This is a genomic window from Elstera sp., assembly GCF_044372965.1.
Lineage (GTDB): Bacteria > Pseudomonadota > Alphaproteobacteria > Elsterales > Elsteraceae > Elstera.
Window position 1 is genome coordinate 1 of the sequence record NZ_JBILQX010000060.1, and the last position, 18,539, is coordinate 18,539.

Consider the following 18,539-nt stretch of genomic DNA (forward strand, 5'->3'; position numbering starts at 1 on the left):
GGGATGACGCTGCCGCTGATTTCCTATGGTCTGTCGTCGCTCTTCGCCATCGCGCTGGGGATGGGCATGCTGCTCGGCCTCACGCGCCGCCGGTTTGGGGAGAGCGACCTATGAGCGCGCCCTTGATCCTGCTGGCCGCAGGCGGCACCGGCGGCCACGTTTTCCCAGCGGAAGCCCTAGCGGGCGAACTCATCGCGCGCGGCTATCGCACGGCCCTCATCACCGATGTTCGCGGAAAGGCGCTGGGCGTGACGCAAGCCGGGCTCGATCTGCATGTGGTTCCGTCCGCTGCGATGCTGGGGCAGGGCTTGCTTGGACGTGCCCGCGCCGCCGTGACCTTGGCGCGCGGCTTCCTCGCCAGCCGGAAACTCCTGAAGCGCCTGGAGCCCGCCGTCTGCGTCGGCTTCGGCGGCTATCCTTCCGTTCCGCCAGTGCTCGCCGCCCAGCGGCTGGGGCTGCCGACCGTGCTGCACGAACAGAATTCGGTGCTGGGGCGCTCCAACCGGCTGCTGCTGGAGCGGGCGAAAGCGCTTGCGACCAGCTTCGCCAAAACGCTCGCCCTGCCGCCGCAGACGCCGCCGATCACTTGGCTCGGCAACCCCGTGCGCGCCGCGATTGCGAGTGTGCCGAGCTTCGCGCTGCCGCAGGAGCGCTTCCATATTCTCATCACCGGCGGCAGCCAGGGCGCGCGCGTGTTCGGCGAGACGATCCCCGGCGCGCTCGCTGCCCTGCCGCAAGTGCTGCGCGAGTTGCTGAGCGTCTCCCATCAGGTCCGCGCCGACGCCGTGGCCCAAGCGCAAGAAACCTACCGCGCCGCCGGGATCAAGGCCGATTGTGCGCCCTTCTTCGGCGATATGGCGAAACGGCTGACAATGGCCCATCTCGTCATCGCCCGCGCCGGGGCCTCGACCGTGGCGGAACTGACCGCCGCCGGGCGGCCCGCGATTCTGGTGCCGCTGCCGGGCTCGGCCGACGATCACCAGACGGTCAACGCCCGTGCCCTGTCCGATCACGGCGCGGCCTGGCTGGTCGAACAGCCCGAACTGTCGAACGGCGGCCTCACCCGCCGCGTGACCGAACTTCTCACCAATCCCGCCGGGCTTGCCGAGGCCGCAAAAGCCGCCCGCGCCCTCGCCAAACCCGATGCCGCAGCCCGCCTCGCCGACCTTGTGTTGACCTGTGCCGCGCTGCCCCTGACTGCCGTTTCTGGAGACGCCTCATGAGAGCGATGCCGCTATCGATCGGAACCCTGCATTTTGTCGGGATCGGCGGCATCGGCATGTCGGGCATCGCCGAGATTCTGCACAACCTCGGCTATAAGGTGCGCGGCTCCGACCAATCCGATAACGCCAATGTGAAGCGCCTGCGCTCGCTCGGAATAACGGTTGAAATCGGCCACCGCGCCGAAAATCTCGACGATGCGCAGGTGCTGGTCATCTCTTCCGCCGTCAAGCACGATAATCCGGAAGTCGTGGCCGCGCTCGAACGGCTGCTGCCGGTGGTGCGCCGGGCCGAAATGCTGGGCGAACTGATGCGCCTGAAATGGTCGGTCGCGGTCGGCGGCACCCACGGCAAAACGACGACGACCTCGATGATCGCCGCGATGCTGGATTCGGCGGGGCTCGATCCCACGGTGATTAACGGCGGCATCATCAACGCCTATGGCACCAATGCGCGCCTGGGCGCGGGCGATTGGATGGTGGTGGAGGCGGACGAGAGCGACGGCACGTTTACCCGTCTGCCCTCGGTCATCGCCGTGGTGACGAACATCGACCCCGAGCATCTCGACCATTACGGCACCTTCGATAAGGTGCAGGAGGCTTTCCGAACCTTCGTCGAGAATATCCCCTTCTACGGGTTTGCCACGCTCTGCATCGATCATCCCGGCGTGCAGGCGATGATTCCGAAGCTCGACCGGCGCGTCGTTACCTATGGTCTTTCGCCTCAGGCCGATGTGCGCGGGCTCAATCTGATGCAGCAGCCGACCGGCGCGCGCTACGATGTGGAAATCCGCGACCGCATGGGCGGGCCGACGCGGATTCTGCGCAATGTGCAACTGCCGATGCTGGGCACCCATAACGTCCAGAACTCGCTCGCCGCGATTACCGTCGCGCTGGAAATGGGTATCGACGACGACACCATCCGTCGGGGCCTTGCCGGGTTCAAGGGCGTCAAGCGCCGCTTTACCCGGACGGGCGAAGTGCGCGGGATCACCGTGATCGACGATTACGGCCATCACCCGGTAGAAATCGCCGCTGTGCTGAAGGCCGCGCGCTCCGGCTGCCGGGGCCGCGTCATCGCCGTGGTGCAGCCGCACCGCTATAGCCGCGTCCGCGACCTGTTCGAAGACTTCTGCACTTGCTTCAACGACGCCGACGCGGTGATCGTCGCCGATGTTTACGCAGCAGGCGAAGCGCCGATTGAGGGCATCTCCCGCGATAGTCTGATCGCCGGGATGCGCCAGCGCGGCCACCGCTTCGTGCGCGGGCTCGATAGCCCAGATGATCTCGCAGGCATCATCAAAGAAATGGCCCGCCCGTCCGATATGGTCGTGTGCTTGGGCGCGGGGACGATCACCAATTGGGCGAACGCTTTGCCCGCGCAACTCGCCGACCTTTACGGTGAACCTTTGAGCGGAGGGGCGGTATGATCGCCCTCACCCGCCCCGATAGCGCCGTTCCGCTCGCCGAACGCCTGCCGCCTTTGCGCGGTCGGGTGACGGCGAACGCGCCTTTGAGCGCGATTACCTGGTTCGCCGTGGGCGGCCCGGCGGAAGTTTTGGTGCGTCCGGCGGATGAAGATGATCTCGCAACCCTGCTCGCGGGTCTGCCGCCCGAGGTGCCGGTGACGGTGATCGGCGTCGGCTCGAATCTGTTGGTGCGCGACGGCGGCGTTCCGGGCGTTGTGCTGCGGTTAGGCAAGGGCTTTGCCACGATCACGACCCAGGGCACCGAGGTTAGCGCCGGGGCCGCCGCGCTGGATTTGAACGTTGCGCTGACCGCAGGCGAGGCGGGCATTGCCGGGCTCGAATTTCTCTCCGGCGTGCCCGGCACCATCGGCGGCGCGCTGCGCATGAACGCCGGGGCCTATGGCGGCGATATGGCGCAAGTGCTGGTGGAAGCGCGCGCGCTCGACCGGCGGGGCAACCGGCAGACGGCCACCTTGACCGAGATGGGCCTGACCTACCGCCATTCCGAAGCCCCCGCCGATTGGATCTTTACCGGCGCGACTCTGCGCGGCACCGAAGCCGACCCGAAGAGCATCGGCGCGCGTTTGGCCGAAATCCGCGCCAACCGGGAAGCGGCGCAACCGATCCGCGCCAAAACCGGCGGCTCGACCTTCAAGAACCCGCCGGGCGCGAAAGCCTGGGAGTTGATCGATAAGGCCGGGTGCCGGGGGCTGATGCTGGGCGGCGCGCAGGTTTCGGAAAAGCACACGAATTTCCTCATCAATACCGGTACGGCCACCGCCGCCGAGATTGAAGCCCTGGGCGAAGAGGTCCGCCGCCGGGTGCTGGAAACCTCGGGCGTTACCCTGGAGTGGGAAATCAAACGCATCGGCGTGAAGTTAGGAGAAAGCGCATGAGCCGCTTCCATCGCATCGCCGTGCTGATGGGCGGCTGGTCCGCCGAGCGCCCCGTCTCGCTCGCCTCGGGCGTGCCGATTGCCGCCGCCTTGCGCGAAAAAGGGTTTGAGGTCACGGAGATCGATGCGCCGAAAGACCCGGCGGCCCTGATCGCCGCACTCACCCCGAAGCCCGACGCGGTGTTCAACGCGCTGCACGGAACCGGCGGCGAGGATGGCCGGGTTCAGGCGATTCTCGATCTGCTGGAAATCCCGTATACCCATTCCGGTGTGCTGGCCTCGGCGCTCGCAATGAACAAACCCGCCGCCAAACGCGTTTTTGCGGCGGAAGGGCTGCGGGTGCCCGGCGGCGCGGTCTATTCGAAGGCCGAGGTGCTGGCCGGCGACGTGATCCCCCGGCCTTACGTGGTGAAACCGCCCGCCGAGGGCTCCAGCTTCGGCGTTCAGATCGTGCGCGCGGGTGATAATGGCCCGGCGGTCGCCGATTGGGGGTTTGGCGACGAAGTGCTGGTCGAACCCTATATCGCCGGGCGCGAACTGACCGTCGCTGTGGTGGACGATCCCGAAACCGGCGAGGCGCGCGCGCTGGGGGCCATCGAGATTCGCCACGCTCACGGCTTTTTCGACTACGAAGCCAAGTACAAAGGCGGCGAGGCGGAACATATTATGCCGCCGGACGTGCCCGAAAGCGTGCTGGCCGAACTCTACGATATGGGCGTGCGCGCCCATAAGGCGCTCGGGTGCCGGGGCGTGTCCCGCTCCGACTTCCGGTATGACGATACGCAAGGTTCGCCCGGCACGGTCTGGCTGCTCGAAACCAATACGCAGCCGGGCATGACGCCGACCTCGCTGGTGCCCGACGCCGCCCGCAGCCGAGGCATTTCCTTTGCTGATCTCGTCGTTTCATTGGTGGAGCAAGCGCGATGGGGATGAGCGATCTGCACCTTGATCCGCTGGACCGCCCCAGCCTGCCGAGCTTCCTGACGGCCCCAAAGCAGGAAAAGCCAAGCGCGGGGGCACGCCTGCGCGCCGCCGTCACCGGTTGGCTGCCGAAACGCGCCGCCGCCAAAGCTCAGCCCAAGAAGATCACCGATCCGAAGCGCTTGCTCATGGGCCCCAGCGTTACCCCCGCCGCGCCGCCGCCGGTAACGCCGATCGAGCCGCAGTTGCAGGCCCGGCTGATTTCCCCCAATCAGCCGATCACCTCGCCCAGCCGCAAGCCCCTGGCACCGCCCGCCGTAGCGAAGGAGCCGGGCCGCGCGCTGATCGTCATTCCCAATCCGCCAAAGCGTCGCCCGCCGAATAAATGGCTGAAGCCCGCCCTCTGGGGTCTCGGCGGCACGATTACGCTCGGCATCGTCGCCGGGCTCGGTGTGACAATTGCGCTACATCCCGCCACTCCCGTGCAAAACGCGAGCGGGGCTGTTCTCCCCCGCCCCGGTTTTTTTGCGCAGGTTGGTGCGGGTTTCGGCCTGCGCGTACAGGAAGTTCTCGTTGAGGGCCGCATTCGTTCCGCTTCCGAAACGATCATGGAATCCTTGCAAACTCGGCGCGGAGAGGCGATTCTAGGCTTCGATGCTGAAGCCGCCCGCCAGCGGTTGGAAGCGCTTCCCTGGATCGAGTCCGCAGTCGTAGAACGGCGCCTGCCGGATACGGTTTATGTCCGTCTCACGGAGCGGTCGCCCTTTGCCCTGTGGCAAAACGGCGGACGGTTCCACCTGGTGGATTCCAAGGGCGTAACCATCCTCATGGACCCTGGCGGCGCGTTTGCCCAATTGCCGGTAATTGTCGGCGAGGGGGCTCCCCAGCGGGCGGAAGAAATCCTGCTGCTGCTGGAGGGGGAACCGCAGATAAAACCGCTCGTCGCCGCCGCTATTCGGGTCGGCGACCGGCGTTGGAATCTGCATCTCACGAACGGTATCGACGTGCGTCTTCCGGAAGAAAATCCGGCGGTCGCCCTGGGGGTGCTCGCTGATCTGCACCGGCAGCAGAAGCTGCTGGATCGGGATATTGTCGCCATCGACCTGCGACAGACCGACCGCATGATCGTGCAGCTCAGTCCAGCCGCAGCGGCCGCAGCCGCAGCGGCGCAAAAACAGGCGGGCGCGAAAGCGGCGGAAGGGGGGAACGGTTAGGATGAGCATGCGCAAGGGATCGACCAAAGCCCGTAACGGGATTGTGGCGACGCTCGACCTGGGCACGACCAAAACCACCTGCTTGATTGCGCGGGTGGATGGCGGTGTGCCGCGCGTGACCGGCATTGGTATGATTGGCTCGAAAGGCATCAAAGCCGGAACGATTGCCGATATCGACGCCGCCGAGAAAAACATTCTTTCCGCCGTGCAAGCCGCCGAACAAATGGCGGGCGAAACCATTCAGGGCGTCATCGTCAGCATGACCGGCGGCAACTTGTCGTCGCGCGTCGCCCAGCACGAGCTTTCGATCGATAGTCACGAGATTTCCGATGCGGACGTGCGCCGCGTGCTGGAAGCCGGGCGGCAGAATATGGAGCCGACCGACCGCACGATGCTGCACACGATTCCCGTGGGGTTCACCATCGACGGCAGCCGGGGAATCCGCGATCCGCGCGGCATGTATGGCCAGCGCTTGGGCGTGAATATGCACGTCGTCTCGGCCTCCACTTCGGCGCTGAAAACCTTGGCGATGGTCATCGCCCGCTGCCATTTGGAACTGGATGGCGTCGTTGCCGCCCCTTACGCCGCTGGTATGTCGGTATTAGTGCCGGATGAGCGGGAGATGGGTTGCACGCTCATCGACCTTGGTGGCGGCGTGACCACCATGGCGGTTTTCTTTGATGGCAAGCTGGTGTTCACCGATTCGGTGCCCATCGGCGGCGGCCATGTAACCACCGATATTGCGCGCGGGCTTTCGACCCCGCTGGCCCATGCGGAACGGATGAAAACCCTCTACGGCGCGGCCCTGGTCGCCAGCGCCGACGAGCGGGAAATCATCGAAGTTCCGCTGGTCGGCGAGGATGATCGCCTCACCGCGCACCATATTCCGAAGTCGATTTTAACCGGGATTATCCAACCCCGGTTGGAGGAGACTTTTGAACTTGTCCGCAGTCGCTTGGAGGCGAGCGGCTTGGACAAGATAGCGGGCCGACGGGCCGTTCTCTCGGGGGGCGCAAGTCAGCTCTCCGGGGTGCGCGACCTTGCGGCCCATATTCTCGACAAGCAGGTCCGTGTGGGCAAACCCCAAGGGTTTCACGGGCTGCCGGTCGATTTTGCCGGTCCGGCCTATGCCACGTGCACAGGTTTGATCGCCCACGCCCTTCAACCGACATCCGAGCCTGCGAAAGGGGGACGCAAAACGTCCGCCGCCCCGCCGACCGGAATGATCGGACGGCTTGGGTTATGGCTCAAAGAAAATTTTTAAGCTCGATCATCAAAGTTTTTCGAAGCGGAGGCACAAAATGGCTATGCAAATCGGTTTGAGCAATCCTAGCGATCACGAACTGCGCCCGCGTATTACGGTCGTCGGCTGCGGTGGTGCTGGCGGGAATGCCGTTAACAATATGATTCGCGCCAATCTGCAAGGCGTGGAATTCGTCGTTACCAATACGGACAATCAAGCGCTGGGGCATAATCTTGCCTCGCGCCGCATTCAGCTCGGCACCGAGTTGACGCGCGGCTTGGGCGCGGGCGCAAAGCCCGACGTGGGCCGGGCGGCGGCTGAAGAATGCATTGAAGAAATTATGCAGCAGCTCGATGGCTCCAATATGGTGTTCATCACGGCGGGCATGGGCGGCGGTACGGGCACGGGCGCGGCCCCGGTCATTGCGCGGGCTGCCCGCGAACGCGGCATTCTGACCGTTGGCGTCGTCACGAAGCCGTTCCATTTCGAAGGCGCGCACCGCATGCGCCTTGCTGAAAACGGCATTCTCGATCTTCAGCAGTATGTTGATACGCTCATCATCATCCCGAACCAGAATCTGTTCCGGCTCGCCAACGAGCGCACCACCTTCGCCGATGCCTTTAAAATGGCCGACGATGTGCTGCACGCAGGCGTTCGCGGCGTGACCGATCTCATGATGATGCCGGGCCTCATCAACCTCGATTTCGCCGATATTCGCACGGTTATGAGCGAAATGGGCAAGGCGATGATGGGGACGGGCGAAGCCACCGGCGACCGCCGCGCGCTTGATGCCGCCGAAGCCGCCATTTCCAATCCGCTGTTGGACGATGCCTCGATGAAGGGCGCGCGCGCCGTCCTCATCAACATCACCGGCGGTCTGGATATGACCCTGTTCGAAGCCGATGAAGCCGCTAACCGTATCCGCGAAGAAGTGGACCCGGACGCAAACATCATCTTCGGCTCCACCTTCGATGAAAGCCTGGAAGGCCGCGTCCGCGTCTCGGTCGTCGCCACCGGCATTGAGTCGGAAGTTGCTGCCGAACCGCGCCGCCCGCAAATCGCCCTCGTGACGGACGCAACGCCGCGCGCACCTCAGCAAAACACCGTCTCGCAAGCCTCGGCGGCAATCGGCAGCGGGTATGCACCGATGGCGGCCACGCCGATGCATACGCCGCATCACGCGGCAGCAGCCCCGGTAATGAGCGCCGAAACCGCGCCGACCAATGGCCCGGCCTTTGGCGTTCAAGGCAATCTCGCCGTGGCCCCGCAGCCGGTCGTAACCCAAAGCCTGAGCGCGCCGGTACGCCCGCAAGCTTCGCCGAACACCGCAATGACCAGTTCGTTCAACCCGGCTCCGCGCGCTTCGGCCCCGGTTTCGGCCCCCCTGTCGGCCCCGATGTCGGCGGCTCCCTCGGTCGATGGCGGCTTTATTCCGCCGCGCCCCGTGGAAGCCTCGATGGAACCGGCGATGACCCAGCGCGTCGTTCCCAACGTTTCGCCGGAACCGACGATGACCCAACCGACCAGCGTCGGCAATGCCGCGCTCGCCATGCAGCCGCTTCATGTTCCGACCCCCGCCGCCACCCCGGCATCGGCGAAGGACAAGAGCCGCGCGCCCAGCCTGTTCGAGCGTTTCACCAACCCGCTGTCCGCCGGGCGTCGTCCGGATGCAGCCCCTGCCGTCACCCCGTCGGCAGGCAGCCGCGTTCAAGGTGGTGGATCGGCCCCGACGGCCCCCGCCGCCGCGCCGCGTTTGAGCGATGCCGGAACCCGTCCGATCTCCAGCCAGGCCGATGACGACCTGCTGGAAATTCCGGCGTTCCTGCGCCGTCAGGCCAACTAAGTTCGGCTGTATCCCATTCGCCGGGGCGTGGATCGCAACCACCCCGGCGACCGTTAAGCAGGACTAACCGGTCGGTCTTTCCGGTGAGCTTCCGCTCGGCTGCGCCTCAGCCGGGCTGGGTTTACCGGACTTCTGACCCTCGTTTGATGGGAACGCGCGCTTTGGGGGTTGTCGCCCGTGCCTGGGATCGCCACTCTGTGATCCCTCCGCTTCTAGCAGTTTGGCGACTTCACGCATGACGACACCCCCCACCTTAGACCTTCTCTCCGACCTCGTGGCCAAGGCCCGCGCGGCGGGGGCCGATAGTGCCGATGCGGTAATGCATCACGGCGTTTCGGTTTCCGTCGAGCGCCGCCTGGGGCGCATCGAGAAACTCGAACGGTCGGAAGGGCAGGACTTGGGCCTGCGCGTATTCATCGGTCAGCGCCAAGCCATCGTCTCCAGCAGCGATCTACGCCCAGATGCGCTGGCGGCGATGGTGGAACGCGCCCTTGCTATGGCCCGGCTTGCGCCGGAAGATCCGTTCTGCGGCATCGCCGGGGCGGAGCTTCTCGCCAGAAGTTTTCCAAACCTCGATAGCGTCGATCCCAATGAGCCCGATATTGAGCTTCTGCTGGCGCGTACAGCGGCAGCGGAAGATACGGCGATGGGCATTGCCGGCATCACCAATTCCGATGGGGCGAGCGCGGGATGGGGTTCGGGCTATAGTGCCCTCGTCACCTCCGCCGGGTTTGCCGGTGAAAACCGCAGCACGTGGCATTCCATCGCCATGACCGCCGTCGCCGGAACCGGCACGGGTATGGAGCGCGACTATGATTATTCCTCGGCCCTGCACGCTGAAGACCTCGACGATCCCGTCCGCATCGGTCGCAGCGCCGCCGAACGCGCCCTGCGCCGCCTGAACCCGCGCAAGCTTGAGACCGCGAAAGTGCCGGTGATCTTCGATCCGCGCGTTGCAGGCGGGCTGATTAGCCACGCTTTAGGCGCGATTTCCGGCCCCAGCATCGCGCGCGGCACCAGCTTTCTCAAAGATAAGCTCGGCCAGCCCGTGTTTAGTTCGAAGATTACCGTGCGCGAAGAGCCCCACCGCAAGCGCGGCCTACGCTCCCGCCCCTATGACGCCGAAGGGCTGCCCACCCAGGCGCGCGCCCTGTTCGATAAGGGCGTGCTGACAACGTGGCTGCTCGATCTGCGCTCGGCCCGGCAGTTGAACCTTGCGCCCACGGGCCACGCCGCGCGCGGCACCTCCGGCCCGCCCGGCCCTGCCGCGAGCAATCTGACCGTGGACGCGGGCACACTGAAACCGCAGGAACTCTACGCGGGCGAAAACGCGCTCTACGTCACCGATCTGATGGGCCAGGGCGTCAACGGCCTTACCGGCGATTACAGCCGGGGAGCGGCGGGTTTCTGGATCGAGAACGGCGAAATCGCCTATCCGGTCAGCGAAATCACCATCGCGGGCAACCTCAAGGACATGTATCAGACCCTGACCCCGGCGGATGATCTGGAGATCAAACGGGGGCTTGATAGCCCCAGTTTGCGCGTCGACGGCATGGTTTTGGCGGGACGGTAACAATGACAACTGAGATTCGCCCCCTCCAAGCCGACGACCGCGCGGCCTGGGAGCTGTTGTTCAAAGCCTATGGGCGCTTCTACAAAACCGACTATACCCCGGCGGTGATCGACGCCAATTGGCGGCGGCTACACGATCCTGCCGTGGGACTGCACGGATTGGTGGCCGTGGGGAAGACGGGCGCGTTGATCGGCCTGCTCCACTACATTCCCCATCTGCACACCAATAGCGCTCGAATGGTCGGCTATCTCGAAGACCTCTTCGTCGTCCCCGAAGCACGCGGCCAGCGGGCGGGCGAGAGGCTGATCGATGCGCTGGTCGATATCGGCAAAACGGCGGGCTGGTATCGGCTTTACTGGCACACCCATGAGGACAATGCGACCGCGCGCAAACTCTACGACCGCGTAGCGAAACTCTCGGCGTTTGTGCGGTATGATATTCCGCTGGTGCCGTGAAAGACCCTATTTTGGGCCAAAAATTGCACAGTCGCGGAGAGTTAAAACTGCCAAATAAGTCATTGCTTCACCACACAAACGGTCGCAACGTTCAGGTTCATTCAGAGATTTTGAAGGACTGTATCCTAACGTACTACCAAACTTGGCTAAATGACGCCTTGCCCCGTTTGGCTCAGCATGGACTAGAGCATTATGCTCATTAATAATTCGACGGGTAATTTCGTTAATATTATCGATATTTATAGACGTGTTTTTATCAGATGAGGCCATTGAAATCATCATTTTCCTCAAGCTTGGCCGCTTATCGTGTGGCCATCCTTGCTCCCATAGATCTAACTTCTCTTCGTGGTCAAATAGGTAACTGACGACTGCCGCTCGCTCCAAAAGAGGACGAATAAGCACCTCACCTGCCAGAAGATACCCCTGGCGCACCAATTCACGAATCGACAAAGCCAGCGAGTATCCATGAGGAATTATTTCTAGCGCAGCAAGCTGTATTCGGGTAAGATTTTTATAATTTGAACGGCTATATTCGGAATTCTTCTCCATAACCTTAACGCTTGCCGATATCATCTTGTCAAATGCGAGAACATTTTCACGCCCCCGATACGGTTCATTTGATTGGTTAAATGTGGGCATGAACATTTCACTCACCTCAAATTTCAAAATTGAACTAAACCATAGTTAAATCATAATTCTATGCGAACAATATATTCCCATAACGAGGCATCATTGCAAATTACAATCCCTCCTTATAGAACAATGCACTAGCCAGATTCGAACGTCTCCTGCTTGACATAGCACTCAGTACGAAAGGTGGCGACATGAGCATCATGACGCTTGAGGTCCGCAGCCTAGATCAGACCCTAACCGATTTCGCTCAGGCTTGGCAGACGGGCACCACCACCGAGCCGCGCATTAGCTTTGAGACGCCTGAGCAGCTTTGGAAAACCTTCACACCGAAGCGCTGGGCACTTCTGCGCGCGATGACGGGCAAGGGCGCGATACCGTTACGGCAGATTGCGCGCACGGTTGGCCGTGACGTAAAAGCCGTTCATAGCGACGTTCACGCGCTGATCGATGTCGGGATCATAGACCGCACCGAGGCGGGGTTTCTGTTTCCGTTCGACGGGATTCACGTTGATTTCACCGTCATGGCGGTCGCGTGAAAGCTCTTATCGTCGGCGGCGGGCCTGCGGGGTTGATGGCGGCGGAACGGCTGCTGGAAGCCGGAGTCTCGGTCGATCTTTACGATGCCATGCCCTCGCTCGGGCGGAAATTTCTGCTGGCCGGGCGCGGCGGGCTCAACCTCACCCATTCTGAAGCCTTGCCCGCTTTTCTCGACCGCTACGGGCCGGAAGCCGAGGCGGTGCGCCCGTGGCTCGATGCCCTGCCGCCCGAGGCGATTCGGGCCTGGGCGACGGGATTGGGGATCGAGACCTTCGTCGGCACCTCGGGCCGGGTGTTCCCAACCGATTTCAAGGCCGCGCCCCTGTTGCGCGCGTGGTTGACCCGCCTGCGCGGGTTGGGCCTGCGCACCCACACCCGCCACCGCTGGACCGGCGGTGCGGCGGGCAACACGCTCACCTTCGACACGCCCACCGGCCCCGTCACCGCTACGGGGGATGCCGTGCTGCTGGCGCTCGGCGGCGCAAGCTGGCCGCATCTTGGGTCGGACGGTGCCTGGACCGGCTTCCTGCCCGCCCCCATCGCCCCCTTACGCCCGTTTAACTGCGGCTGGACCCTCGACTGGTCGCCCATCCTGAAAGCCAAGGCCGGAAGCCCGTTGAAAGCCGTGGCGCTCACGACGGGCGGCCAGCGCGTGCGCGGCGAGATTATTCTGACCGACTATGGCTTGGAGGGTAGCGCCCTCTATGCCCTCTCCCACCATCTTGCGCCGGGCGTAACGCTGCATCTCGATCTTCTCCCCGATCACGAGGAACGCTCGGTGGTCGAAAAACTCGCCCAGCGCGGCAGCGCCTCGCTGGGGTCGTTCCTGAAGAAGAATTTCCGCCTGTCGCCCGCCGCTCTCGCACTGCTGAACGAAGGCCCGCGCGCAGCAGGATGGGATGCGCCCGCCCCCCTCGCCCGCCGCCTGAAAGCCCTCCCGCTCACCTTGGGCGAGCCCCGCCCGATTGCCGAAGCCATTTCCAGCGCGGGCGGCGTCCGTTTTTCTGGTCTCACGCCGGGGCTGATGCTGCTAGAAAGGCCGGGCTGGTTTATTGCTGGCGAGATGCTCGATTGGGCCGCGCCCACGGGCGGCTATCTGCTCACCGCCTGCCTCGCCAGCGGCGTGCAAGCGGCGCGTGGCATGCTCGCCCTTATTTCGCCACGTGGGCCGGGTCAAGTAGAGACGCCTCAGGACTAAAGGAATGTATGGAATGGTTGGGATTGCTCGTCGCCCCGTGCTCGCCGCGCTGCTCATCGCGCTGCCGCTGTTTGCAGCCCCTGCTTGGGCGGCAAAAGCGAAGCCGTGGCCGCTGACGCCGCAAGACAAAGCCGATCTTACCCGCATCGAAACCTATTTCGACGGGCTGAAGACTCTGACCGCCAAGTTCCTGCAAATCACCGATGCCGGGGCGATTGCGCGCGGTGCCGTCTTCATTCAGCGCCCCGGCAAAATGCGCTTCGATTACGCCCCGCCCTCCCCCGTGGTCATGGTGGCGGACGGCACCCTGCTGACCTTCCACGACCGCGAACTGAATGAAACCACAACCTTGCCGCTCAGCAGCACGCCGGTTGCCTTTTTGCTACGCGATAAAGTCCGCCTCAGCCAAGATCTGACCGTCACCAAAATAGACCGTGGCCCCGGCGTGCTGCGCGTCTCCGTCCGGGAAACCAACGATCCCGAACAGGGAGAACTGACGATGCAGTTCAGCGACGCCCCGTTTCGGCTGGAGCAGTGGAGCGTGCTCGACAGCCAGAACCGCTTGACCAAAGTCACGCTGATCGACGCGCGCGCGGGCGATCCCATTGAGGCGAAGGTCTTCGAATTCCGCGATCCGAAGTTCTTCAATCAGCCGGTCGAGCGGTTTAACTAGGCGTGAGCGCGCTCTAGATATACAGTGCAGCAAGTATATCTAGAGGAGGTCGCATGCAAGTTTCCCGCTGGGGCAATAGCCTCGCCATCCGCCTCCCCGCCGCCATCGTCGAAGCCCTCGCCCTGAAGGAAGGGGATGACATCGATATTCGTATCGTTGGCGACCGCGCCTTCGATGTGGACCGGAACCAGGCCCGGGTAAAGGCACTTGCCCGGATCCGGTCGCTGCGCAAGCCGCTGCCGCCCGGCTGGTCGTTCGACCGCGACGAGGCGAACGAGCGTTAGGCGCGCCATGCCCCGCGGCTTTTTGGATACGAATATCCTCGTCTATGCCTTCGTTGAGGATCCGCGCGCGGCGGTTGCGGAAGCTTTGCTGGATCAAAAATGCGATACCAGCGTTCAAGCTCTCAACGAGTTCGCCACTGTCGCCCGGCGTAAACTGCGCATGACTTGGGGAGAGGTCGAAGAGGCGCTCGCTCTGCTTCAAACCGTTTGCGGCACGATCCATCCGATAGAGTTGAAAACCCATGCCGACGCCCTTCGGTTGGCGCAACGCTACGGGTTTTCGAGCTATGACGCCCTGATCGTCGCCGCCGCCCTGCGCGCTGGGTGCGATACGCTGTATAGCGAGGATATGCAGGATGGGCTTGCGGTCGACGGGCGGTTGACGATCCGCAACCCCTTTAAATCCGCATAGCCGAGTTCTGTTCTTGACCCTGGATTCTTTTTAGAACCATTCTTAAATAGACTGCATAACCCTATTTAGACGAGACCCCTATGGCCAAGATCGAACTATACGCCGACCCCTTCTGCCCCTATTGCGCCAAAGCCAAGCGCCTGCTGACGGCCAAAGGCCAAACGTGGGAAGAGTTCGACGTGATGGCGAAACCCGCTTTGCGCGCCGAAATGCGCGCCCGCACCGGCGGTAAGAACAGCGTGCCGCAGATTTTCATTGATGGGACGCTCATTGGCGGCTGCGACGATATCCATGCGCTGGATGCCAAGGGCGGGCTCGATCCGCTGCTGACGGTCTAATCCCCATGCTGCGCGTCGCCCTGATCCAGCAGACCGCCGAGCGGGAATTCGCGCCGAATCTGGCCTTTCTAGAGGCCCAGATCTGCGACGCGGCGGCCCAGGGCGCGCGCTTCATTCTCACCCCGGAAAATTCAGCAATGCTGGAGCCGGACCGGGAGGCGCATCGGGCCAAAGCGCGCGCGGAGGAAGCCCATCCGCTGCCACCGCTGTTTTCGCGGCTGGCGCAGGAGACCGGAGCCTATCTGCTGGCGGGTTCGATTGCCGTAAGCGTTGCGGGCGACAAACTCGCCAACCGCTCGCTGCTGTTCGCGCCCGATGGCAGCGTCGTTGCGCGCTACGATAAAATCCATCTGTTCGATGTCGATTTGGCCAATGGCGAAAGCTACCGCGAGTCGGCACTGATCGCTCCCGGCGGCGCGGCGGTCACGGTGAAAACGCCGCTCGCCAATCTCGGCCTCAGCGTTTGCTACGATTTGCGCTTTGCCGCGCTGTTTCACGCGCTCGCCCAGGCGGGGGCGGAGATTATCACCATCCCCTCCGCTTTCACCGTGCCGACCGGGGAAGCCCATTGGCATGTGCTACTGCGGGCACGGGCGATTGAAACCGGTTGTTTCATCCTCGCCCCCGCCCAAACTGGCACCCACGCCGAAGGCCGCCGCACCTATGGCCATTCGCTGATCGTGAGCCCCTGGGGCGAGATTATCGCCGAGGGCGGAACGGCCCCAGGCCTTGTGATCGCCGATCTCAATTTAAGCGAGGTCGCTAAGGCCCGCCAACGCATCCCATCGCTCAGCCACGATAGGCCGTTTACGCCACCCTCTTTTCTTTCCGGCTAAGACGCCATATTTAATCCTTATGATCGTCTACAGTCTTCTGTGCGCTGAGGCGCATGAATTCGAAGCCTGGTTCCGCAATAGCGCTGCTTTTGACGAGCAGGCGGCGACGGGGGCGGTTGCGTGCCCGGTTTGCGGCAATACTCAGATTCGCAAAGCCCTGATGGCACCTGCGATCCGACCCTCGTCGAAGGCAGCCACAAAACCCGTTGAAGAGGCTATCACCGCCCCCACGCCTCAAGAAGCCGATCAACAGGCCGCCGCGATGCAGCTCTTGCGCGAGATGCGCCGCAAGATCGAAAGCGATTGCGATTACGTCGGCGACAATTTTGCCGAAGAAGCCCGCAAAATCCATTACGGCGAAGTAGAAGCCCACGGCATCTACGGCGAAAGCACCGACGCCGACCGGGAGGCGCTGGCCGAAGAGGGGATTGAGGTCGGGCGGATTCCTTGGGTGCCGCTGGAGAATTAGCGCCAACGGCTTAAAGCCCCTACCCGGGAGACGAACGGCGTTCTAAAAAACACGCATGCTGTTTCCCTCCGTCCCGTTCCTGTTCTACTTCTTTCCCGTATTTCTGACGGTCTATTTGCTGCTACCGCAGCGGGGCCGGGCTCGGAACGTTTTTCTGTTGGCGGGAAGCCTATTCTTTTACGCCTGGGGCGAACTCGCGAATCTGTGGGTGCTCCTGCTCTCCCTCGTCTTCACCTATGGCGTTGGCTTGCACATTGCTGGTCGCAAGCACTGGCTGGCAATCGGGGTCGCGGGGCATCTCCTGTTGCTCGGGCTGTTCAAATATGCGGGGTTTGTGCTGGCAAGCTTGGCCGATCTCGGGATTGATCTGCCGCTCACAGCCAAGGATGCCCCCGCCCTGCCCCTGGGAATTTCATTTTTCACCTTTCATGCGCTTTCCTATTTGATCGACGTCTATCGCGGCAAAGCCCCGTCCGCGCGGCGACTGCCCGATTTAGCGCTCTATATTCTGCTGTTCCCGCAGTTAATCGCCGGGCCGATTGTGCGCTTTTCCACCTTGCACCGGCAGATCGCGCGGCGCTGGGTGACGCTCGGGCGGCTGCGGATCGGGATGGAGGTGTTCTGCCTCGGGTTGATGCAAAAACTGCTGATGGCCGACACGTTGGCGCGCGCGGTCGATCCGATTTTCGCGCTGCCGACCGCCGACCTAACCCCCAGCGTCGCCTGGATGGGGGCAGCGCTCTATACGCTTCAGCTCTATATGGATTTCTCCGGCTATTCCCATATGGCCCTGGGCCTTGCGCTGATGCTGGGGTTCCGGTTTCCGCGCAATTTCAACTTCCCCTTACGGGCCACGTCGATCACCGATTTTTGGCGGCGCTGGCATATCAGCCTGTCGCGCTGGTTCCGCGACTACCTCTATATCCCCCTCGGCGGCAGTCGCGGCGGGACGGGGCGCACGGCCTTTAATCTGATGCTGGTGTTCCTGCTCTGCGGACTGTGGCACGGCGCAACTTGGACCGCTTTGGCGTGGGGCGCTTACAATGGGTTCTTCCTGGGACTGGAGCGGGTGGGGCTTGGGCGCATGCTGGGGCGGCTTCCCCTTCTTGCCCAGCGCGCCTATGGGCTGATTGCCGTTATCGCGGGCCTTGTGATTTTCCGGTCAGCGGATTTAGCCCAGGCCGGAGCCTTTTGGGCGGCAATGGTCGGTTTCGGGGGGGCGGACGCGCTCACCTCGGTCGCGCGCTTCGCGGCCCCGAGTATCGCCGCCGCCGCGATGATCGCACTGGTAAGCCTGCTCCCGTTGAAGCAGATGCTGCCAGCAGCCTCTTTCGCCGCGCCGCGCGGGCCCTGGCTGCGGGCGCTCGCCTGCCTGCTGGCGTTGCTGAGCGCGGCGATGCTCTTGGCCCACGGTAGCTATAGCCCTTTCCTTTATTTCCGGTTTTAAGACGATGCGCCGACTGCCCCTCCTGCTCCTTGCCGCCCTCTGGTTGCCGCTGCTCGCCAGTCTTTGGGAGCCGGGGGCCGAACCGCTGCTGGAGAACCGCAGGCTCGCGCCGGTGCCCACCTTCCCGAACTCCTGGTCCGAGGCGCGCGCCCTACCCGCCGCCGCCGACGCTTGGGCGCGCGACCATTTTGGCTTTCGCACGCGCCTGCTGGTGGCCTACAACCGCCTGCGCTTTGGGCTGTTCGGCGAATATCCGTCCGACGATCTCATGGCCGGAAAAGACGATACGATCTTCTTCAATTTCGGGACGGCGGAAAATAAGCGCCTCCTGCGCCACCTCTGTGGCTTGAGCCTGCCCGCCGATAAGGTTGACGATCGCGCGATGGAGATGATGGCGTTCCTCTTCCAGATGCGCGCGATTCAGCCCCAAACCTTTCTTCTGGCGATCCCCGATAAATCGCGGGTTACGCCGGAAGCGCTCCCGGACTGGCTTCAAACGGAATGCGCCCGCGCCACCCCGCCCTTGGCCGCCATTATAGACCAGATCGCCGACGTTCCGGGGCTTGAGGGCGCGTCGCTCTACCCGCTCGAAGCCTTTCGCGCCGCCAGCCCCCCCATTTACCCCAAGGTGAATTTCCACTGGAACCTTCTCGGCGCACGCCGTATCGCCGATTTAACGGCGGAAGCAATGTTTAAGCTGGCCCCCACGGCCGCGCTTGCCTATCACCCGGTGCCGGGGTTTTCAGATTTAAGCAGCTGGACACCCGCAATAACCGTTTAATTTGGCCTGTCCTTCGGGGTTTTTGATCGTTATCGTTGGTGTAGGCGCATTTTTTGCCCATTTTTCTGCCCTTTTCACCCTGATTTCGGGTGTTTCCC

Annotated in this window: 20 protein-coding genes; 19 read left to right on the forward strand and 1 reads right to left on the reverse strand. The window is 63.2% G+C overall.

Annotation, left to right across the window (positions count from 1 at the left end):
• Positions 1-110: 110 nt before the first annotated feature.
• The 9 genes from murG (at position 111) to ACIQ36_RS09600 (ending at position 10,833) form a co-directional block, all read left to right on the forward strand.
• The gene (gene murG, locus ACIQ36_RS09560; RefSeq protein ID WP_395828608.1) at positions 111-1,223 is read left to right on the forward strand and encodes an undecaprenyldiphospho-muramoylpentapeptide beta-N-acetylglucosaminyltransferase; all 1,113 of its coding nucleotides are present in this window, start codon (positions 111-113) and stop codon (positions 1,221-1,223) included.
• Positions 1,220-2,650, forward strand: coding sequence for a UDP-N-acetylmuramate--L-alanine ligase (gene murC, locus ACIQ36_RS09565; protein ID WP_395828610.1), 1,431 nt, complete (start codon positions 1,220-1,222; stop codon positions 2,648-2,650). Before murG ends, murC begins: the two co-directional genes overlap by 4 nt.
• Positions 2,647-3,585: a UDP-N-acetylmuramate dehydrogenase gene (gene murB, locus ACIQ36_RS09570; RefSeq protein ID WP_395828612.1), complete on the forward strand. Its 939-nt coding sequence runs from the start codon at positions 2,647-2,649 to the stop codon at positions 3,583-3,585. The genes murC and murB overlap by 4 nt, the downstream gene beginning before the upstream one ends.
• Positions 3,582-4,517: a D-alanine--D-alanine ligase gene (locus tag ACIQ36_RS09575; protein ID WP_395828614.1), complete on the forward strand. Its 936-nt coding sequence runs from the start codon at positions 3,582-3,584 to the stop codon at positions 4,515-4,517. Before murB ends, ACIQ36_RS09575 begins: the two co-directional genes overlap by 4 nt.
• On the forward strand, positions 4,514-5,719 hold the full coding sequence (locus tag ACIQ36_RS09580) for a cell division protein FtsQ/DivIB (RefSeq protein ID WP_395828616.1): 1,206 nt from the start codon (positions 4,514-4,516) through the stop codon (positions 5,717-5,719). Before ACIQ36_RS09575 ends, ACIQ36_RS09580 begins: the two co-directional genes overlap by 4 nt.
• A gap of 1 nt (position 5,720) precedes the next feature.
• Entirely contained in the window at positions 5,721-6,983 is a 1,263-nt protein-coding gene (gene ftsA / locus ACIQ36_RS09585) for a cell division protein FtsA (RefSeq protein WP_395828618.1), read from the forward strand.
• A 37-nt stretch (positions 6,984-7,020) separates the two neighbouring features.
• Positions 7,021-8,805 carry a cell division protein FtsZ gene (gene ftsZ / locus ACIQ36_RS09590; protein ID WP_395828620.1) on the forward strand — a complete coding sequence of 595 codons (1,785 nt, stop codon included), beginning with the start codon at positions 7,021-7,023 and terminating at the stop codon, positions 8,803-8,805.
• Between the two features lie 235 nt (positions 8,806-9,040).
• A complete protein-coding gene (locus ACIQ36_RS09595; protein WP_395828622.1) occupies positions 9,041-10,378 on the forward strand; it encodes a TldD/PmbA family protein in 1,338 nt (445 codons plus the stop codon).
• Between the two features lie 2 nt (positions 10,379-10,380).
• The gene (locus tag ACIQ36_RS09600; RefSeq protein ID WP_395828624.1) at positions 10,381-10,833 is read left to right on the forward strand and encodes a GNAT family N-acetyltransferase; all 453 of its coding nucleotides are present in this window, start codon (positions 10,381-10,383) and stop codon (positions 10,831-10,833) included.
• Between the two features lie 6 nt (positions 10,834-10,839).
• On the opposite strand, the gene ACIQ36_RS09605 is transcribed toward ACIQ36_RS09600, so the two are convergent.
• The gene (locus ACIQ36_RS09605) at positions 10,840-11,478 is read right to left on the reverse strand and encodes a hypothetical protein (protein WP_395828626.1); all 639 of its coding nucleotides are present in this window, start codon (positions 11,476-11,478) and stop codon (positions 10,840-10,842) included.
• A gap of 179 nt (positions 11,479-11,657) precedes the next feature.
• Between ACIQ36_RS09605 and ACIQ36_RS09610 the strand changes: the two genes are divergently transcribed.
• From ACIQ36_RS09610 to ACIQ36_RS09655, 10 genes are all read left to right on the forward strand, one after another.
• On the forward strand, positions 11,658-12,002 hold the full coding sequence (locus ACIQ36_RS09610) for a DNA-binding protein (protein WP_395828628.1): 345 nt from the start codon (positions 11,658-11,660) through the stop codon (positions 12,000-12,002).
• A complete protein-coding gene (locus tag ACIQ36_RS09615) occupies positions 11,999-13,201 on the forward strand; it encodes an NAD(P)/FAD-dependent oxidoreductase (protein WP_395828630.1) in 1,203 nt (400 codons plus the stop codon). The genes ACIQ36_RS09610 and ACIQ36_RS09615 overlap by 4 nt, the downstream gene beginning before the upstream one ends.
• Positions 13,202-13,214: 13 nt before the next feature.
• Entirely contained in the window at positions 13,215-13,874 is a 660-nt protein-coding gene (locus tag ACIQ36_RS09620; RefSeq protein WP_395828632.1) for an outer membrane lipoprotein carrier protein LolA, read from the forward strand.
• A 53-nt stretch (positions 13,875-13,927) separates the two neighbouring features.
• Positions 13,928-14,158 (forward strand): AbrB/MazE/SpoVT family DNA-binding domain-containing protein, encoded by a 231-nt coding sequence (locus ACIQ36_RS09625; protein ID WP_395828634.1) that lies wholly within the window; start codon positions 13,928-13,930, stop codon positions 14,156-14,158.
• Positions 14,159-14,165: 7 nt separating this feature from the next.
• Positions 14,166-14,570 carry a PIN domain-containing protein gene (locus tag ACIQ36_RS09630; RefSeq protein ID WP_395828636.1) on the forward strand — a complete coding sequence of 135 codons (405 nt, stop codon included), beginning with the start codon at positions 14,166-14,168 and terminating at the stop codon, positions 14,568-14,570.
• Between the two features lie 80 nt (positions 14,571-14,650).
• The gene (gene grxC, locus ACIQ36_RS09635) at positions 14,651-14,908 is read left to right on the forward strand and encodes a glutaredoxin 3 (RefSeq protein ID WP_395828638.1); all 258 of its coding nucleotides are present in this window, start codon (positions 14,651-14,653) and stop codon (positions 14,906-14,908) included.
• A 5-nt stretch (positions 14,909-14,913) separates the two neighbouring features.
• The gene (locus ACIQ36_RS09640) at positions 14,914-15,744 is read left to right on the forward strand and encodes a carbon-nitrogen hydrolase family protein (RefSeq protein ID WP_395828640.1); all 831 of its coding nucleotides are present in this window, start codon (positions 14,914-14,916) and stop codon (positions 15,742-15,744) included.
• A gap of 19 nt (positions 15,745-15,763) precedes the next feature.
• Positions 15,764-16,213, forward strand: a complete 450-nt coding sequence (locus ACIQ36_RS09645) for a DUF1178 family protein (protein WP_395828642.1) — start codon at positions 15,764-15,766, stop codon at positions 16,211-16,213.
• Between the two features lie 55 nt (positions 16,214-16,268).
• Positions 16,269-17,660: an MBOAT family O-acyltransferase gene (locus ACIQ36_RS09650; protein WP_395828644.1), complete on the forward strand. Its 1,392-nt coding sequence runs from the start codon at positions 16,269-16,271 to the stop codon at positions 17,658-17,660.
• A gap of 4 nt (positions 17,661-17,664) precedes the next feature.
• A complete protein-coding gene (locus ACIQ36_RS09655; protein WP_395828646.1) occupies positions 17,665-18,441 on the forward strand; it encodes a hypothetical protein in 777 nt (258 codons plus the stop codon).
• The last annotated feature ends 98 nt before the right edge of the window (positions 18,442-18,539 follow it).

Coding starts and splice junctions, on each gene's coding strand:
- murG (WP_395828608.1), top strand. CDS start 111: ATGAGCGCGCCCTTGATCCTGCTGGCCGCAGGCGGCACCGGCGGCCAC.
- murC (WP_395828610.1), top strand. CDS start 1,220: ATGAGAGCGATGCCGCTATCGATCGGAACCCTGCATTTTGTCGGGATC.
- murB (WP_395828612.1), top strand. CDS start 2,647: ATGATCGCCCTCACCCGCCCCGATAGCGCCGTTCCGCTCGCCGAACGC.
- ACIQ36_RS09575 (WP_395828614.1), top strand. CDS start 3,582: ATGAGCCGCTTCCATCGCATCGCCGTGCTGATGGGCGGCTGGTCCGCC.
- ACIQ36_RS09580 (WP_395828616.1), top strand. CDS start 4,514: ATGAGCGATCTGCACCTTGATCCGCTGGACCGCCCCAGCCTGCCGAGC.
- ftsA (WP_395828618.1), top strand. CDS start 5,721: ATGAGCATGCGCAAGGGATCGACCAAAGCCCGTAACGGGATTGTGGCG.
- ftsZ (WP_395828620.1), top strand. CDS start 7,021: ATGGCTATGCAAATCGGTTTGAGCAATCCTAGCGATCACGAACTGCGC.
- ACIQ36_RS09595 (WP_395828622.1), top strand. CDS start 9,041: ATGACGACACCCCCCACCTTAGACCTTCTCTCCGACCTCGTGGCCAAG.
- ACIQ36_RS09600 (WP_395828624.1), top strand. CDS start 10,381: ATGACAACTGAGATTCGCCCCCTCCAAGCCGACGACCGCGCGGCCTGG.
- ACIQ36_RS09605 (WP_395828626.1), bottom strand. CDS start 11,478: ATGTTCATGCCCACATTTAACCAATCAAATGAACCGTATCGGGGGCGT.
- ACIQ36_RS09610 (WP_395828628.1), top strand. CDS start 11,658: ATGAGCATCATGACGCTTGAGGTCCGCAGCCTAGATCAGACCCTAACC.
- ACIQ36_RS09620 (WP_395828632.1), top strand. CDS start 13,215: ATGGTTGGGATTGCTCGTCGCCCCGTGCTCGCCGCGCTGCTCATCGCG.
- ACIQ36_RS09625 (WP_395828634.1), top strand. CDS start 13,928: ATGCAAGTTTCCCGCTGGGGCAATAGCCTCGCCATCCGCCTCCCCGCC.
- ACIQ36_RS09630 (WP_395828636.1), top strand. CDS start 14,166: ATGCCCCGCGGCTTTTTGGATACGAATATCCTCGTCTATGCCTTCGTT.
- grxC (WP_395828638.1), top strand. CDS start 14,651: ATGGCCAAGATCGAACTATACGCCGACCCCTTCTGCCCCTATTGCGCC.
- ACIQ36_RS09640 (WP_395828640.1), top strand. CDS start 14,914: ATGCTGCGCGTCGCCCTGATCCAGCAGACCGCCGAGCGGGAATTCGCG.
- ACIQ36_RS09645 (WP_395828642.1), top strand. CDS start 15,764: ATGATCGTCTACAGTCTTCTGTGCGCTGAGGCGCATGAATTCGAAGCC.
- ACIQ36_RS09650 (WP_395828644.1), top strand. CDS start 16,269: ATGCTGTTTCCCTCCGTCCCGTTCCTGTTCTACTTCTTTCCCGTATTT.
- ACIQ36_RS09655 (WP_395828646.1), top strand. CDS start 17,665: ATGCGCCGACTGCCCCTCCTGCTCCTTGCCGCCCTCTGGTTGCCGCTG.